The sequence below is a fragment of the Tidjanibacter massiliensis genome, assembly GCF_900104605.1.
Lineage (GTDB): Bacteria > Bacteroidota > Bacteroidia > Bacteroidales > Rikenellaceae > Tidjanibacter > Tidjanibacter inops.
Window position 1 is genome coordinate 1,710,124 of sequence record NZ_LT629960.1, and the last position, 17,447, is coordinate 1,727,570.

At 50.9% G+C, this 17,447-nt stretch carries 16 protein-coding genes; 4 read left to right on the forward strand and 12 right to left on the reverse strand.

Annotation, left to right across the window (positions count from 1 at the left end):
- Positions 1-4 precede the first annotated feature (4 nt).
- The 7 genes from BQ5361_RS08280 to BQ5361_RS08310 all read right to left on the reverse strand — a co-directional run bounded on the left by BQ5361_RS08280 (position 5) and on the right by BQ5361_RS08310 (position 8,097).
- Positions 5-421 (reverse strand): ASCH domain-containing protein, encoded by a 417-nt coding sequence (locus BQ5361_RS08280; RefSeq protein WP_071425007.1) that lies wholly within the window; start codon positions 419-421, stop codon positions 5-7.
- A complete protein-coding gene (locus BQ5361_RS08285; RefSeq protein ID WP_071425008.1) occupies positions 411-1,874 on the reverse strand; it encodes a GNAT family N-acetyltransferase in 1,464 nt (487 codons plus the stop codon). The genes BQ5361_RS08280 and BQ5361_RS08285 overlap by 11 nt, the downstream gene beginning before the upstream one ends.
- Before the next feature lie 31 nt (positions 1,875-1,905).
- The gene (locus BQ5361_RS08290; protein ID WP_035474504.1) at positions 1,906-4,527 is read right to left on the reverse strand and encodes a DEAD/DEAH box helicase; all 2,622 of its coding nucleotides are present in this window, start codon (positions 4,525-4,527) and stop codon (positions 1,906-1,908) included.
- 4 nt (positions 4,528-4,531) lie between these two features.
- Positions 4,532-6,166, reverse strand: a complete 1,635-nt coding sequence (locus BQ5361_RS08295; protein WP_071425009.1) for a site-specific DNA-methyltransferase — start codon at positions 6,164-6,166, stop codon at positions 4,532-4,534.
- A gap of 4 nt (positions 6,167-6,170) precedes the next feature.
- The gene (locus BQ5361_RS08300; RefSeq protein ID WP_071425010.1) at positions 6,171-6,839 is read right to left on the reverse strand and encodes a hypothetical protein; all 669 of its coding nucleotides are present in this window, start codon (positions 6,837-6,839) and stop codon (positions 6,171-6,173) included.
- A 2-nt stretch (positions 6,840-6,841) separates the two neighbouring features.
- Complete coding sequence (locus BQ5361_RS08305) at positions 6,842-7,042, reverse strand: helix-turn-helix domain-containing protein (RefSeq protein WP_071425011.1); 201 nt, start codon at positions 7,040-7,042, stop codon at positions 6,842-6,844.
- A gap of 731 nt (positions 7,043-7,773) precedes the next feature.
- The gene (locus tag BQ5361_RS08310; protein WP_052131119.1) at positions 7,774-8,097 is read right to left on the reverse strand and encodes a cupin domain-containing protein; all 324 of its coding nucleotides are present in this window, start codon (positions 8,095-8,097) and stop codon (positions 7,774-7,776) included.
- Between the two features lie 624 nt (positions 8,098-8,721).
- On the opposite strand from BQ5361_RS08310, the gene BQ5361_RS10695 reads away from it, so the two are divergent.
- The 4 genes from BQ5361_RS10695 (at position 8,722) to BQ5361_RS08325 (ending at position 12,466) form a co-directional block, all read left to right on the forward strand.
- Entirely contained in the window at positions 8,722-8,862 is a 141-nt protein-coding gene (locus BQ5361_RS10695; protein WP_022063286.1) for a hypothetical protein, read from the forward strand.
- Positions 8,863-8,881: 19 nt separating this feature from the next.
- Complete coding sequence (locus BQ5361_RS08315) at positions 8,882-10,705, forward strand: fimbrillin family protein (RefSeq protein WP_035474118.1); 1,824 nt, start codon at positions 8,882-8,884, stop codon at positions 10,703-10,705.
- Positions 10,706-10,791: 86 nt separating this feature from the next.
- Positions 10,792-11,256: a VOC family protein gene (locus BQ5361_RS08320; protein WP_035474120.1), complete on the forward strand. Its 465-nt coding sequence runs from the start codon at positions 10,792-10,794 to the stop codon at positions 11,254-11,256.
- Positions 11,257-11,461: 205 nt separating this feature from the next.
- On the forward strand, positions 11,462-12,466 hold the full coding sequence (locus tag BQ5361_RS08325; protein ID WP_052131120.1) for a DNA/RNA non-specific endonuclease: 1,005 nt from the start codon (positions 11,462-11,464) through the stop codon (positions 12,464-12,466).
- 51 nt (positions 12,467-12,517) lie between these two features.
- On the opposite strand, the gene BQ5361_RS08330 is transcribed toward BQ5361_RS08325, so the two are convergent.
- The 5 genes from BQ5361_RS08330 to BQ5361_RS08350 all read right to left on the reverse strand — a co-directional run bounded on the left by BQ5361_RS08330 (position 12,518) and on the right by BQ5361_RS08350 (position 17,447).
- Positions 12,518-13,555 (reverse strand): VWA domain-containing protein, encoded by a 1,038-nt coding sequence (locus tag BQ5361_RS08330; RefSeq protein ID WP_035474122.1) that lies wholly within the window; start codon positions 13,553-13,555, stop codon positions 12,518-12,520.
- A 151-nt stretch (positions 13,556-13,706) separates the two neighbouring features.
- Positions 13,707-14,702: a vWA domain-containing protein gene (locus tag BQ5361_RS08335; protein WP_022063291.1), complete on the reverse strand. Its 996-nt coding sequence runs from the start codon at positions 14,700-14,702 to the stop codon at positions 13,707-13,709.
- A gap of 39 nt (positions 14,703-14,741) precedes the next feature.
- Positions 14,742-15,584, reverse strand: a complete 843-nt coding sequence (locus BQ5361_RS08340) for a tetratricopeptide repeat protein (RefSeq protein ID WP_052131121.1) — start codon at positions 15,582-15,584, stop codon at positions 14,742-14,744.
- Positions 15,565-16,566 carry a hypothetical protein gene (locus BQ5361_RS10750; RefSeq protein ID WP_052131122.1) on the reverse strand — a complete coding sequence of 334 codons (1,002 nt, stop codon included), beginning with the start codon at positions 16,564-16,566 and terminating at the stop codon, positions 15,565-15,567. Before BQ5361_RS10750 ends, BQ5361_RS08340 begins: the two co-directional genes overlap by 20 nt.
- The gene (locus BQ5361_RS08350) at positions 16,563-17,447 is read right to left on the reverse strand and encodes a DUF58 domain-containing protein (protein ID WP_022063294.1); all 885 of its coding nucleotides are present in this window, start codon (positions 17,445-17,447) and stop codon (positions 16,563-16,565) included. The genes BQ5361_RS10750 and BQ5361_RS08350 overlap by 4 nt, the downstream gene beginning before the upstream one ends.

Sequence of the window (17,447 nt, forward strand, 5' to 3'; positions counted from 1 at the left end):
TCAATTACTTTATCCCTAATTTATTACACAATTCCTCTGTTGTCTCTGTTAGGTATGTATAAGATTGTGGAGCAGCAATATTATTACCCAAGCACATTAAAGATTTCGGCGTCTCTAATTTTAAAACCGTCTTAAATTTGATAGCATAAGAATCTTGATGGTCGGCAAAATAGAGCATGAAAAAATCTTTGGAAACACCTGCATGTTTTTTGGTTTTTTTCCACACGCTTTCTGGTGTCCCCTTTAAAATAGAATCTATCTTAATCAAGGCGACGATCATTTTGATCGGAGCCGTTGCATATACGACAATGTATTGTATATCCGTAGGAATACGCTTGCGATATTCGTATCGCTTCTCTCCAGATAGTATTTTTTCAATATGACTTGGATGAATGGATAATATAATCGTGTCAGTTCTCATGTATCGATGCTGAATATTGTTGATTATCAATTTTTCTAATACTCTGGATATATCCTTCAACTTTAGCTTTAGCTATCTGTTGATAGGATATTTCTTTATCAAGAGCGATATACCGGAAAAGTATTACTAGCGTCTTTTTCTCCAGAATTTTAAGTAAATCCGAATAACTGTAGACGGTTCTTTTGGCAATAGTAGGAAATACTTCGTCGATATTTTCTGAAAATAGAACATCTTCGACGATTCCCATACATTGTATGGATTTCCGGTCTTTGCTTCGGTAAAACAAGATGATATCCCCTTTACGAATCGTTTTTATTTTGGAATGACACAAATACGCTTTTTTAATCGTATTTCCTTGGCAAGAATACAGCGATTGATCTTTCTCGAACAAAGAACCTTTCATGCTGCTGAAGTCCGGGAACAAGTCTTCATGGTATTGCGGTCGAATAGGAATAATGAACTTTTGAACAGATTCATTATCCTTGAAGTAGGGATAATATCTTATCAAAGAATCCAAACTGCCACAATCATCATCCATTAATTTCATTGGCTTAATATAAACATCATCTTGTTTGTATTTACCGAGACAATAAAAGCCATAATCTAAACAAAGCCCTACAAGAGTTTTTTGTTCCTCTCCGAACGTATGTAAATATGCCCAGTCCAACCTGTTTTTTACACAATAATCGAATGCGATATACAAAAGTCGCTCACCTAATTTCTTTCCGCGAGCTTTTATATCGACTTTAAATGTACAAAGCTTCAAGATGCGTTCGGGAATAACCTCTCCGTTATCAGTCAGCTGAACATCTTGCTCATGTTTGTAGATGCAGATTGCGACGATGTTGCCGGTCCCGTCTTCGATACACCAACATTTCCGCTTATCTGTAGCACATTTCTGAAACCACTTATCAAAACCGTCATACGATTGCCGTAAAGATTCGAAGAACGGCTGTTTTTTATCTATTTCATATAGAAAGCGCTCTTTTACACCAGTGTAATCGAAAGAAAATGGGACAGTCGTATATCGCCGAAGTAATAACAAGAATTGCTCTAACCGATATACTTTATCCTGCAATCCGATTTTCGAGGCTTTCCGGTGAATGCCTTCGTCGTTTGTATCGAGGTGCGCTGCACCTCGATACAAAGCGAACAAAACGTTATTGTCTACTTTATCATTATCGTTGGATTGCGATAAACCGAGTTCATGGCATTCCTGATCGGATAAGATTGGTGGATTTTCTATCTTTGAATATTGCTTTAACCGAGATAATACGATTTTCCGTCTTTCTTGATTCTTGTCTCGGTTAATGTCTTCAAGTTGCATCGGATGAATATACAGACAATGGCTCTGCTCTACAGAGAGTTTCCGCAGTTCTGCAAAGGAAGAATCGAGTATTTTGCTCGTATCTTCCAGTGGAATGATAATGTTTGTATCTAATAGTATATTCATCCGGGATATTTCCTTCTGGCTTACTGGTCAATTACATTACGCTTAATCTTTGCAAAAGCTCTTTGATCGTAACAGCGCCCTCCATCTCCTGCTTGTCGAAAACCATGAAATAGCGATATTGTTCGCCGGCTTTATTGGCCCAAGTTCTGCCTAACTCAACTTTAGCCCGACTATCCGAGTTATCCCGGTCATCGCCCTTCGTTTCAAGAAGAACGGTTATACCGCTATTCAATCGGACGATAAAGTCAGGATAATGATTCATATAACCGTTTATACAGAACCCCGTGCGGCTCGGATTTCGATGCCAAAACAAAACGTTGTCCAGATTGGCGACAGCGTTTATAACCTCATACTCGAAGCCGTTAATCGACTCCTCTTCCGTATAAAGTCCTTTAGCCAGTCCGATAGACTTAATTCTCACAGTTATCCGTTCAGGCAGACGATAGGCGGCCTGACATTTTACCTGACCGGTATCGAGCCACTCTTTGAACTTCTTTTCTTGATAAGCGGACAGCAGAGACTCTATTTTCTGTCGAATCGTATTTCTCGTCTGCCAATCGTTCGAGTACAGAACTTCGAGTTGTTCGGTATCTGCGCCCTCGATCGCCTTTTTGATATAACGCGCGACCTGCGGCTCGGAGATTTCATCGAAACGAATACTCTTCGCAAGCATTTCAGCCAACTGCCTCTGTTTGCTTTCCGGCGATAAGGTCGCAAAGTGTCGTTTGATGAATGACAATTGATTGGCATTCAAATTTCTTCTTGTGACGGCATATTCCTCGCCGCTGGATTTTTCCAAGTCCACACGCACCGCTTCGCTTTTGGCTGGGGTAAAGTCGATATTATGGTCGCACTTGTCCAAATCGAAACCTTCGGCAAGCATCGTCTTGTCCAACGGTACGTATTCATCGGCAAAGATCAAATTGGCATTTATCTTTTTCACGAAGTGGGGTAATGCCAACTCTTTTGCGCTGTCCGCGAAAACATCTTTAATCGGATATGTATTTATCATGCCTTTAATATCATTCGGGATGTCGTTATTATCGGTCTGTTGCGCCGCCTGTTGGTTGTAATTCTCGTTTTCCTGTCGGGCAAAAGCCTCCAATTCGACCGTACCCGTATTTGTTGCGGGTGTCGCAATTGTCGTTTTGATCGTTTCGGGGTTTATCTGTTCGTCAATGTCGTCGGTTGGCGCAATGGCAGGCATATCTGCGTCATCATTATCAAACAGACTGCGAGACGGCAATTCCGTTGGAACAGAAGCTGGTTCTGCCGGAACTTCGGCAACACGGTAATCCTTTTTGCTAAAGCCCGCACGGTTCAAGCCCTCTATAACATTCTCTACCGTACTCCGGAAATCGTTGGACGAGGTAAATACATACGACAGGTCGAGCAGCTCCTCTTTGTGCTTGGTCGTATAGGGCAGTCGCAGCACACGACCCAATATCTGCTCCACATCCACCCGTGAGGTCTTATTGGCAAGTGACGCGAGAATATAGGCGAACGGACAGTCCCAACCCTCTTTGAGCGCATTGACCGTAATGATATAACGAACCGGACAGTCACGGGACATCAAATTGGTGTTTTTGATTTCGTCCTTATTCGCTGTCTTGATTTTTATCTGGTCTTCGGGAATGCCTATTTCGACAAGTTTGTTTTTGATTTTATCGAACGTAATATTGTCATCATCGGTTTTCGGCTGGGCTTGGAACAGCACGATCGGGCGAATGTACCGACCGCCTTCAGCCTCCATCGCAACGGCTTTCTGTTCCAGACTGCGCTGCATTTGTATCGCACTCGAAATAACATCGTTCGTTGAGCGGTGGTTATAGACGATAACGGGCAATTTGACCATATTCGCCCGTTTGAGCTTGATGGCATCCACAAAACTGATAATGTTGCTTTTCTTGCGTGGTGTGGCCGTCAGGTCAAGGATAAAACACGGATTGATCGCTTTAAGCATATCCACACGCAGGTCTGCCTCGAAGTTATGGCTCTCGTCGATGATGACCACCGGATTCAGATAGGACAGCACCTGAATCAACCCCGTTTCGTCCGATCCGTTTACACGCTTGGTCATGTTGTCGTATAACTTGGCATACTCCACCAGATTCTCGTTTTCACGGTAAACACGCCGTCCATCCTTATTGTTGGCGGCAAACGACTGCACACTCAACACGAAAATGGTCAGTTGCTCGCGGATTTCCGTCGGCCCGATGCCATGCCCGAACAATGCAGCCTCTTTGTCTACAACGCATACGGCATTACCGAAATGGCTGTCAATCTTCTGCCGGTAGGGGTGCGACGGGTCATTCAGATTCTTGTAGGTCTGTTTTAGAATCGTATCCGATGGAACGAACCACGTCACGACTTTCGGCTTATCGGCAGGCATATGCCTGAATATCGTATTCAATGCATTGCAGGCTATGAAAGTTTTGCCGCCGGCGGTCGGCACCTTGACCGTTATATGCGGTACACCGGTAATGCTGTTGTCATATGGATGCAGATAGTAGTTATCGTACGATGAAATCGAAACGCCTTTATCTTCCCAAAATTTATGAAAAGCCGTATCGAGACGGTTGTATTTCTCGGCATACTCGATATATGCATCCAAATCGGCGATTACCTCTTTTTGATATTGTTTGAGTTCCATAAAGTCAGAATCGTTTGATGTCACGAGGAATTTTTTTGAAAGTAATGTTTCGGGCTGCCAGCACTTGCGGCGGCACAGTGCAGATGTCGGCATAGATGACATACTGCTCGGCACGCTCCGTTACGATACCTAGCGTATCGATGCTGAGCGTCGTAAGACGTTCTTTTTCATAATAGAAGTAGTACCCCGTCGCATTGTAGGTGTCCAACAGATATTTCGCCGCTTCGGTACGTTCACGATCCAAATGTCGTTTCGTTTCGGTGTAGTAGATGTATTCGCGGATTTTTTCCTCACCGATACGTTCGTTGAGGTTTTGATCCTCGTCGAACATCCGTTCGCCTAACTCGTAATAGTCGAATGCGCCGCCAGTACCGACCACTGCGTTTTTGCCCTCGCCGTAACCTTTCATTACTCGCCGCACACGTTCGGCGGTAATATTTTCGGCATACTCTTCCATCTCCACAAGGATGAACTTGCGGTTGCCTTTGTCTTTCTTATTCAGATTCAGCACGGCATGGGCTGTCGTTCCAGAACCTGCAAAGGAGTCGAGGATAATATCGTTAGGACTACATAAAAAGTTTATGATATATTCGATTAGCGAAACGTCTTTGGGGTAGTCAAAAATATTTCGCCCATTGAATATCACAGATAAAACTTTCCCCGCTTCTTCCGTAGTATTTACGCCAACTTCTGAATCTATTAAATTAGGTGGGACTTCGGGATCGTATTCTTGTTTTTTATAGGATAAAACGAGTCTGTTCGAACAATTTATGATCGTATTCTGCGCAAGCTCGTTTTCCAACTTCTCTTGTAGCCATATAAACTTGTTCTCGAATTCGACTTCATTTGCATTTACCCCGTTTGTTACAATCAAATCATTTAATAGCTTGTTAGGGAATTTGTCCGTTCCATATATACCCGCAGGAATAATCCGGTCTGCCCCCTTGACATGAATACTTCCTGCTGGAAATTTCAAAATTTTCAATGAATTCTGAGGTTTTGTCATGGGATCATCGCTACCACTAACCTTTTGGACACCCTTATATTTAGTGCTGCTTTTTTGCTTTTCGTAGCAAAGAACATACTCTATGTTCTTTTTGATTTTATAAGAGAGATTGGGCGGTGTTGCTGATTTAAACCAATGCCATTGTCCGATAAAATTATTCACTCCGAAAATCTCATCACAAAGCAATTTCAAGTTGGCAAGTTCATTATCATCAATCGAAATGAAGATGGCACCATCTTCAGCCAACAACTTATGTAGCAGCTTCAGACGGGGATACATCATGCAGAGCCATTTGTCATGGCGGCTCAAATCCTCCCCTTGCTTACCGACAACTTCGCCTAACCACTTCTTGATTTTCGGATCATTCACATTGTCGTTGTAGACCCATTTCTCGTTCCCGGTATTGTAGGGCGGATCGATATAGATGCACTTGATTCGCCCTTCGTATTCGGGCAGCAGGGATTTCAGCGCTTCAAGGTTGTCGCTGTGAATGATTTTATTACCGCTATTTGTGGGAGTCGTGTCAGCCGGATCATCTGCCCGGAATCCGTATTTATGCTCCAGCACCCGATACGGCACCTCCTGATGGTGATTGACAACTTTCTCCTTTCCTATCCAAGTCAGTGTAGGCATATGCTTATTCTTCTTTCGTAATTTTTTTCGCTATAACGTCCAAACTTTTCTGTATGGGCATATATTGCTTGTTGTTCAGTACAAGGCCTTTCTGAATATCTTCTATGGATGCAACCAACTCGTCTTTGATTTTCATACTGCCCTCCATAATAAAGTCGCTTATGCAGAAAGATTCTTCAATTGAATATCTGCCGCAATATGTTCCGGCTATATGCAGTGGAGAATCCATATTATTGTCAAGCCACTTGTTTATATCACTTTGCATGAATTTCTCGCGGTATAGAATTATCTCGCTATCCATATCGCTTTTTATTCTCGACAAGTAGAAATATTTACTTACCCCGGCCTCTATGGCAAATGGTCTGTTTTGCAACCTTGCATACGAATTCTTTACCGCTTCGGAGTAATGATTGTCGATAGGATCTCCAGTTAACGTTATGGATATATTGTACGCCGTTTCTTTCCCCACATTGGTTATTCGCAGCAAGAAAAGCCCATCATTCGATATAATACTAAAACTTAGTCGAGCACGACGGTCCTCCAACCATTGCTGCCGCATCTCTTTAAGCTGTTGTTTATTCTGCCACAATGCTATAACAGCGACCAATGCCGTAATAGCCGTAATGACAGCACTTATTGCAGTCCAATTTATTACACACAACGCAATTATCATATTTATTCACTTTTAATCAACTCCTTTGGATCAACTTGCAAAATATTGGCTATCTCAAACAATACCTCCAGGCTCGGCTGACGTCGATTACATACATAAGAATTAACAATACAAAAACTCTTTCCGAGCTTTTCTGCTAACCATGTTTGCTTGATGCCTTTTTCTTCGAGCACCTCTTTTATGCGATTCCTTGGCTTGTCCATGTTAATCCGTTTATCTTTGCTACAAAGATATAAAATAAAATGCAATAAAAAGATAAAAACAACAAGTTTCTGAAAGCGCGACCATCTGTGTGTACCAAACTTTACTATCCTAAGAGTTTCAGTTGTTCGTGTATGGTTTAGAGATGTTAATTATGGCAGAACTATGATTGCAGCGAAAAGAAAAATACGAACTTTACTTTATTCCCGTCTCATATATACATTCATCAAAGTAAAGTCAAACAAAGGGAAGAAAGGAGATGGCTGCGCCAAGACTTATTGGCTTCAGTTATTTTTTCTTTTGGCTGCAACTCTGTTGAACAGGTAGAGGCTACGAAAATTCAGTTTAGTTTGGTCGGTTAGCTCTATATATAAGCTAAACCAAAGTAAACTATATTTAGATAGGCATACTTGCTTGTCAGTATGCCTATGGCTATTACGGTAAAATCGGTATTGGTTGCCAATAAAAGGGATTCACAGGCTGAAGAGAGATCGGATGTTTTTCTTTTTTGGCTGCAAGTATGTTTACCAATAAATATTCCTCGGAGCGGAGAGAATAACTGCTCGCAGTAAAGCTCGGCCTCCTTGTGCAAACAAGTGAAGGGAATGAAACCTAATGAAAATAGAAAAGGTCTGAATCTGCTTTAATCGATGATTTTGTTTCTGTATTGTTTCTTAATCAAATGTGTAAAAATATCACTACATTGATTATAAGCGAATTATATATAGAAAACTTACGCTAATTTCAAATTTACCAGATTATGCCATTTGCCGGCCGGTACGAATACCGCATGGTCCGCTTTCGCCGTCCGTACATAATTAAGGTCTTCCTTGCTGTCGCCCATCATCACTTTGGCCTCACCCTCTTCGATACGCAGGAACTGGTCGATATCGGGATGCAATTCGAGCCCCACCTCGCCGCCGACCGGAATGGTCATGAGCGTCACCTGAAGATTGGTTCCCGTCCACAATGCCGTTCGGAAATTTTCGTTTCCAAGCGTATAGGCTTCGATATCGAGTACCGCAGGCTCTGCGCCATAGTCTTTCAGCTCAATCATGGATTTCGTTTCGACAGCAGTCGAAACGGTCGTTTTATCCCTCTCTGCCTGGGATGCCCGTCCGCCGCAGGATGTACATGCCGCAACAGCAACGGCGAACAATCCTGCCTGAAAAAAATACCTATTCATAACAGTTCTGGCAATTAATGTGAAACTTACGTGTGTTCACAATATAAGCATAAAAAACAGATTCAGCAATCTTTTGCGAACAAAAACAGCAATCCATCAGCAGACATGGCATTAGCATCCCCAGTACTGATTGCCACATCCGGCAGTTCCGAAAACATCATCCCTTCCGACCGACTCTCCAAATCGGTTATCAGACATATCCGCTGCCGCCAGACAGCATGCTCGCAAACGTCAGACACCGGTGTACGGATATCCGCCGAAGACCGGGTTTGGCGCCCGCACAATCCCGAAGCAAACAGCAGTCCCGTTCGGAACGTAAAATACGCATTCTGTCCATCTACCGACAAAATTACCGTTAACAATATTATTGCATATATTATTGTAAAAGACGTATATTTGTCGCGCCGACCGGACATCCGCCCGACACAGACCTGCTGCGCATCCGCATCGTCCCGCCGACACAGCGCTTACGACATTACCAAAACTCAATCGAATATGAAAAAATTGGAAAGAATGTCTTACGAATCTCCCGTAATGCAGATTATCTCCGTTGCGGTCGAACAGGGAATTGCTATCAGCAGTCCGGACAATGTACAGGGCTCCCACGAAGATGTGAACATCGGTACCGAATACTAACCTCATCCATCCGACAGTCATGAGAAAAATATTGACAGTTGCGACGGGCATCCTTCTGCTCGCCGCCTCATGTTCCAAAGAGGCAGACAACGAAACGAAACTTCCCGCTCCGGGCGAAAACCAAATCAGGGCGACCATCGAACCGGTCTTCAGCGACGCCACCACCCGTTCGGAATTCGACAGCAACATGAAAATCATCTGGTCGCTGGGCGACCAGATAGGGGTGATGACTCCCGAAAAACCCGACGCCAACATGACCTATGCCATCCGGGAACAGGAGCACTGCTCCGCAGGGATATTCACGCTGGACGCCGACATCAAACTGGAAAGCGACACTTTTTACGCCTACTATCCGCGTACCGCGAACGACTGCTGCATGACGGACGAAGCGGAACTATCTTTGGTACTTCCGGCCGTACAGACCTATAAAAAGAACTCCTTCGCCACCAACGCCAACATTGCCGTAGCCGTCTCGACCGACGGACGCGAATACGCTTTCCGGAACGCCTGCAGTTACCTCGACGTCAAGCTTCAGGGCGACGGCATCGTGCTGGACAAAATCGTCATCACGGCCGGCAAAGATAACGGCCTGCCGAACCAGAAACTCTATCTCGCCGGCAGCGGCAAAGTCTGCTTCAACGACTACGACAGCGAACCGGTCTTCGAACTGGACGGCAGCTCCGACAACAACCGGAGCATCACGCTGAACTGCGACAACGTCGCGCTCGAGGCAGACGCACCGACCGACTTCTATTTCGTCATGCCGGCCGGTACCTACTCGGGAATTACGGTGGATGTCTATACGGCCGACGGACAGAAAATCTCATACGTCAAAGGGCTTCTCGGCGAAGGGCTCGTCTTCGAACGCAATACGGTCAATTCGTTCAAGGTCGAAACCATAACGACGGCACCGACCGACGAGGTGGAAGAGGTGGACAATGTCTATACGGTCAGCACTCCCCAGCAATGGAACTGGCTGGCGGCACAGGTAGATACCGGCAACACCTTCGAAGGCAAGACCATCACCCTCGCCCAAGACCTCGACTTCGACGGTATCGAATTCATATCCATGGGGATGGAGGCCGATTACATGACCGACACCTCGCTCCCCCTCCATCCGTTCCAAGGCACCATCGAAGGTAACGGAAGGACTATTTCCAACGTGAACCTCTCTTCCGACGGACGTGCCTGCGGAATCATCGGTTACGGCAGGGAGTGTACCGTCCGCAACCTGACCCTCTCCGACATCACCGTCACCGGTGCCGGGAAATGGAAAGGCGCGCTGGTCGGCTATCTGTGGAACGGTACCGTCGAGAACGTACACGTCATAAATGCGCTCATACACCCCTATGAGGAGACGCTCCCTCAGGAACCCTACCGCTACTCATACCGTATCGGCGGCATGATAGGATTCTGGAGCGGCGACAAGGATGCGGCCATCAGCAACGTATCCATCCGGAACGCCGAAGTACACGGCAGTTACGCCATCGCCGGACTCATAGGAGGCATCCAAGGCGCAGGCAAAAAAACGATAAAGGCTGCCGTAACCGACGGCATCACAGTCACCAATCACGGCTTCCCATACATTTATGGAAGCGACTGTTACTTCGACAGCGCAGCGCTTCTGGGCGATTGCACCAACAAACGGGGCGAATTGGTCTTGACGAATATCACCATCGGTTCCTGGGCCCTATACGACCAATCGGACGAATCGGTGACAAAAACGCTGACCGACCAGACATGGTGCCACCTTCCCTATGTCGGAGAAATGGACGGGAATTCGCCCATTACGCTGGACAGTGCGTCACTCTCTCCCATCCCGGTCACGGCGACCGAAGGCTGACCTCCTCTTCACAACCGAAATTCCCCGACAGGACGGCGTCCTGTCGGGGAATTTCGTATCTTTAGCCGTCGATAAAACGCACGCTTATGACATCCATCTGCACGGTGCTTGCAGTAGCGGATATCGCCGCCGCAAGGAAATTCTACGAAGAGTTGTTCGGCTTGGAAGTATGGCAGGATTACGGCATCAACGTATCCTTTACGTGCGGTCTGGCACTGCAGCAAGCGTTCGGCTGGCTGGTCGGCCTGCCGGAGGAGCGGATTGCGAAGCGGCCGAACAATATGGAGATATGTTTTGAGGAATCCGACTTCGACGGTTTTCTGAAGAGACTGGAAAGATTTCCCGGCATCGACCGGCTGGGCACGGTCACCGAACAGGGCTGGGGACAGCGCGTCGTCCGCTTCTACGACCCGGACGGACATATCATCGAAGTCGGCGAAGAGATGAAAACGGTCATCGAACGTTTCCTCGCCACGGGCATGACACTGGAAGAAGTCTCCGTCAGAACGGATGTTTCCGTCGGAGACTTGACGAAACTGCTGAACGGCTGAACCCCCACATTAAGTAACAGTACAAACCGGAGGTCTGAAGCCCCCCGACCGGCACCCCCGTTTCCGCAGACTGTCGGCGTTTCCGTTTCGGATATCGGCGACCGGCGACACAAGGGCAGAGCTATCCAGAGAAAGGAAAAACAGGGAGCGGCGGAAACCGCTTTCCTCTCCCGGATACTATCTTTGCAGCAAGCATCCGGAACGAATGGACAAACGCAGGAACGAACCGACAGACAGGGAACGGCGCCGCAACCGCCTGGCAGGTGCGGCACTCTTCCTGTTGCTCGCCGTGGCAGGCAAGCTGTATTACGACTACTGCCTGCATAACCCCCTACTCGGCAGCCCCCCTCCTACAATAGCCCACGAGGCACACCCGCAGGACTCCGCAGGGGATACCCGGTACCTTCGCGCCGACGTCCGCGACATGTCGAACCGAGAGGCCCGCAACGAAAGAGATACCGCTCCGGAGCCTGCAACGGAAACGGCCGCTGCCGGAACCCGGAGCATGACCGGCCCGCTGGAACTGCCCTCGTTCGACAGCGGCGACATCCTCATCCGGAACGCAGAGGGCAGATATACGCTGCGGTACGATACGGCGTACCGGCAGGCTTCGTGGGTGGCCTACGTCCTGACGGGCGAGGATGCGGCCCCCGGCCAAGCCAAACGCCGCGACCGGTTCGTACCCGACCCCACCGTAGTAAAAGCCGGATATCCCACCGCGACCACCGCCTCTTACAAGGGGAGCGGATACGACCGCGGGCATCTCTGCCCTTCGGCCGACCGTTCCCGTTCGCAGGAAGAGAACGACTGCACCTTCTACCTCTCCAACATCGCTCCACAGACACCCGCTCTGAACCGTGGCCCGTGGAAAGAGCTCGAAGAACAGGCGAGACGGTGGGCCGTGCGGTGCGACACGCTCTACATCGTTGCCGGAGGCGTCCTGACGTCCGGTCTCGATACCCTGCCCTCGGGCATAGGCATACCGGAATACTTCTACAAGGCGATACTGGCACGAGAGGGAAACGACTTCGAGGCCATCGGATTCCTGCTGCCGAACGCAACGCACTTCGAGGGAGAATATGCGGATTATGCCGTCCCGATAGAGCGTCTGCAGGCTTTCACCTCCCTCGATTTCTACCCCAATCTGCCGGACAGTACGGAGCAAAGGGTGGAAAGGGAGTATTCGTACCGTTTCTGGTTCGGACAATGAGATAAGCGGCCGGCGCCACACCGCAAGCGAAAAGAAGAACGGAGGCCGCGTCTAACGGCTCGTACCGGAATCTTTCCGGCCGAAGATGTTGTAGCGGGCGAGCAGGCGGTTCCGGCGGGGCAGAAGGGCGAACTCAGCCAACAGCAGGAAAAGCACTGCAACAAGCAGGTATTGGTAACGTTCGTCGTACTCCTCGAAGACCATCTCCGACAGGTGCGCCTTTTCGGTTTCGTTTATCCGGGCGATTACCTCCTGCAGTCCTATCGACTGGTTGCCGGCACGCACGTAGGCCCCTCCGGTCGCAAGGGCTATCTCCTGCAGCGTCTTTTCATCCAGCTTGGACACCACGATATCGCCGTTCTCGTCCCGGATGAAATCACCGCCGAGCTCGATGGGAGCCCCCTCGGGCGTACCTATCCCGATGGTATAAATCTTCACGCCCTGCGAAGCGGCATGTTCCGCGGCCGCGAGCGGGTCGTCTTCATGGTTCTCCCCATCGGTGATGAGGATGACGACACGGCTGTTCTCGCTCCCCGACGTGAACGACGAAGCTGCGAGCGAAATGGCACTGCCGAGCGCGGTACCCTGTTTGGAGACCATATTGGGCGATATCTGCGCCACGAAGTTGCGGGCCGTCAGATAATCGGACGTAATGGGAAGCTGCACGTAGGCGTCCCCTGCGAAGACGATGACGCCCACCTTATCCTCCTCCAACCCCTCCAACACCTTTTCTACGGCATATTTGGTACGTTCGAGCCGGTTGGGTTCGAAATCGCGGGCCAGCATGGAGTTGGAGACATCGACCGCTATCATTATCTCCACCCCTTCGCGCTCCACCTCCCGGAGTTTGGAACCGAGCTGCGGACGGGCCATCGCCACTGCAAGCAACGCCAGCGCCGTCAAAAAAAACACCGCCTTGTTGCGCATACGCGTCGGCGAAGCCTCCGGCATGAGTTCTGCAAGCGTCTGCGGATTGCCGAAACGCTCCAGCCTTCTGCGGCGCGACCGAACGGCAAACAGATACACCGCCGTCAGCAGCGGTATCGCCGCCAACAGGTACAAATAATCCGGAACCGCGAATTTCAACATCTCCTATCCATCTGTTTTTACCCGGCGGTGCTCTCCGCCGACCCTATTGCCTCTCCTTTGCAGAAAGCGCCGCAACGTTCTTCCTCTTCGTAACCGCCGTTGTCACACGGCTCCGACACGGAAATTCTCCCCTCCCCGACCGACGGCAGCCTTACGGCAGCCGCCTGAGCCAAAGGAAACGCACGAGGAACTCCGCCGCGAGCAGAATGAACGCCCAAAGCATGTACCTTCCGGCCAGCTCCGTATGCGTCATATACTCGCTGGTCTCTACCCGGCTCTTCTCCATTTCGTTTATACGGGAATACACCTCCGCCAGCGTCCCCGCATCGGTGGCCCGGAAATACTCCCCTCCGGTACGCGAAGCGATGTCGGTGAGTATCTCTTCGTCTATCTCCACCGGCATGGGAACGTAACGCACCATGCCCCACATGTCCTGCACCGGATAGGGAGCCGTTCCGCGCGTCCCGACACCTATCGTATAAACGCGTATTCCGTACGAGGCGGCGATATCGGCCGCCGTGGCGGGCGACACCTGGCCCGCATTGTTCACGCCGTCGGTCAGCAAGATGACCACCTTGCTCTTGGCATCGCTTTCGCGGAGCCGGTTGACAGCCGTGGCCAAGCCGTTGCCTATCGCCGTACCGTCCTCTATCATGCCGGTACTAATCTGCCCCAACAACGTCTGGAGCGTACTCCGGTCGGTCGTCAGGGGACTCTGCGTGAAACTCTCACCCGCGAAGGCCACGATACCGATGCGGTCGTTGGGTCTGTCGGCCACGAATTTGGCGGCCACGTCCTTTGCCGCCGTGATACGGTCGGGTTCAAAGTCGCGGGCCAGCATGCTGGTCGATACGTCCATCGCCAGCACGATATCGATACCTTCGGTGGTCGTGGAGCTCCCCTTCTCGGAGTTCTGCGGCCGGGCCAACGCCACCACGAGCAGCGCCACCGCCGTACAGCGCAATACGAACGGCAGGTGCCGCGCCCAATACCTCACCCCTCTGGACACTCCCTCCAGCGGGACGACCGAAGAGATGCGCAACGCAGAACCGCCCCGGCGGACGCGCCACACATAAAGCGCGGCCATCGGCAGCAACAGGACCAGCAGCCACAACAGTTCCGGATTGGCGAATTGCGTTATCTTCATGCTATCAACTCAATGGTTCTCAACAAAGGCAGCACCCGGCTACCAGTTCTTTCCCGACCGGGCCACACCGACCGCACGCTGGGCATTTACCTTCTCACGCGTCCTGTCCTCCTGCTGCTGCATGGCATCCAGAATATTCTCGGCATCCTCACGGCTCATGCCGCCCGGAGTCTCCTGCTCTCGGGACTCCCTTTTCGGCCCGGAGTCATCCCCGGCACTTCCGCCGTCGTCCCGGTCGTCGGAGCTGTCGTCCCCGTCGGAGTCGTTCCGGTCATCCGGACGGTCATTTCCACCCTCGTCACGGTTCTCCGAACCGTCCCGATTCTGCTCCCGGTCGCCGTCGCGGTTCTGATTTCCATTTTGGTCCTGGTCCTGGTTCTGGTTTTGATTCCGGTCGTCGCCTCCGCCGCCCTCCTGTTGCTGCTCTTCGAGCAGTTTCTGGACATACGCAAGATTGTATTTCGTTTCAAGGTCGGCCGGATTTTCACGAAGCGACTGCTTGTAGAAATCGGCCGCCTCTTTCAGTTTCTGCTGTGCGAACATGTCGTTGCCCAGGTTGTGGAAAACCTTGGCCCGCTGACCGGGCGTCAGGTCGGAACGTTCGGCCAATGCACCGAGCACTTCGGCGGCCCCGGCATAATCTCCCTGCTTGTAAAGCGCATCGGCCAGATTGAACGCGGCCGCGAACGATGAAGGTTCCTTGGCGAGCGCCTCGCGGAAAGCCTCCGCCCCCGCGGCATACTCCTGCGCCTCGTAACTGCGGTTGCCGGCGCGCAGGTGACGGCGCTCGGGATGCTGCTGCGCGGTAACCCCGCCGCACCACAGGAGCGCGGCTGCAAACAGAACGGCCCCGACGGCCCGTTTAACGGCTCTCCTTCCCATCGTTCTCCTCCTTTTCCCCTCCGTCGGCTTCAGCCGGCACCTCTTTCGTATCCTCCACAAAATAATAGGCCGCATAATAGAGGTTCTCGTTCTCTTCCCCGGCGGGTACATGTCTGGCGAACTTCACGAGGTCGGCCGTCAGCAGGATGGCCCGCAGGTCGCGACGGTTCTTGTCCGACATCTGCAGAGCCGCCGCGGCCCCCATGATTTCGTCCGAGGTCATCTCCATCGCATTGACGCCGTAACGTCCGTTCAGGTAGGCCCGCACGATATCGGTCAGTTGCGTATAATAGCTCTTCACCCGACCGCTCTGCCACAGCTTCCGGTTATGGAGAGTCTCCAAATCCTGTATCGCCTGCACATGGGGCGGTACGACGGGTACGGACCGGCCTTCCGGTACGGTACCGCGCCGACGGGCCCGATAACGGCAGACCTGTATCACCACGGCCGCCAGCACCGCCGCAAACACCAGTATCGCCGCCGCATAGCCCGCGAATTCACCGACCATCAGCGGGGCCTGCTCCGGGCCCTTGATGTCATAGACGGTACTCTTCTGGGTATCGACCGGAAAGGTATCGACCACGATGCGCAGAGGCGCCTGCGAATAGAGCGTATCGGTGATATTCTTGTCGCCGTAAAGCACCGGATAACGCCCCAGCTCGTAAATCCCCGCATCGAACGAGGTCAGTTCGTACCGTTTGCGAAGCACCTGCCTGCGCCCCTCCTGCCGGAGCGTATCGAGCGGCGATTCGGAGAGTATCTCGATGCTGCCGCCACCCGTCATATCCGTGCCGAAGGTGGGGAGTTCCACCACCTGCATCATATCCTTGTCGATAAGAACCTCTATCGAGAAACGGTCGCCGATGAGGACGGTATCGGGCTTCAGCGTGGCCCGAACCACCGGCGCGGCGGCCCGTACGCCCGGTATCCCCGCGGCGAACGCCAGCAACAGACACGACAGTATGACGGCTCTCTTCATCATCTCCTATTGAACAGTTTTATCAGCGCCTTGACGTAATCCTCGTCGGTAGCGACCGATACGTTATCCACCCGGCTGCGGTTCAGCACGGAAGCCGTCTCGCGGCTCAGCCGCTCCCACTCTCCGCGGTAATGGTCTCGCAGCGCGGCGAGCGACGTGTCTATCCACATCTTGCGCCCCGTCTCCGCATCCTGCACCTCCATGATTCCCACATCGGGCAACTCGGCATCACGGCGGTCATAGACACGTATGCCCACGATGTCGTGCTTGCCGGAGGCTATCTTCAGTGCATCCTCGAACCGCTTTCTGTCCTCCTCCGGCTCCATGAAATCCGAAAGCACGAAAGCCGTACAGCGCTTCTTAAGGACGTTGGTCAGATAACGGAAAGGCTCCGAGAGCGCCGTCCCTCCGTGCTGCGGAACGAACTCTATCAACTCGCGGATTATCATCAGGATATGAGAACGACCCTTCTTCGGGGGAATGAACTTCTCGATGCGGTCGCTGAAAAGGATGCATCCCACCTTGTCGTTGTTCTCCGTAGCGGAAAAAGCGAGCACGGCGGCGATTTCGGTGATAACGTTCTTCTTCAGTTTGTCCGCCGTACCGAACATACGCGAACCGCTGACATCGACCAGCAGCATCATGGTCAGCTCGCGCTCCTCCTCATAGACCTTGATGTGCGGACTGCGGCTGCGGGCGGTGACATTCCAGTCAATGTCGCGCACGTCGTCCCCCACACGGTACTCGCGCACTTCGCTGAAAGCCATGCCACGCCCCTTGAAGGCGCTGTGGTAATGGCCGGCGAAAATGTCATTGCTCAGTCCGCGCGTCTTTATCTCTATCTTGCGTACCTGCCGGAGTATGTCGCTGCTGTCGCTCTCCAT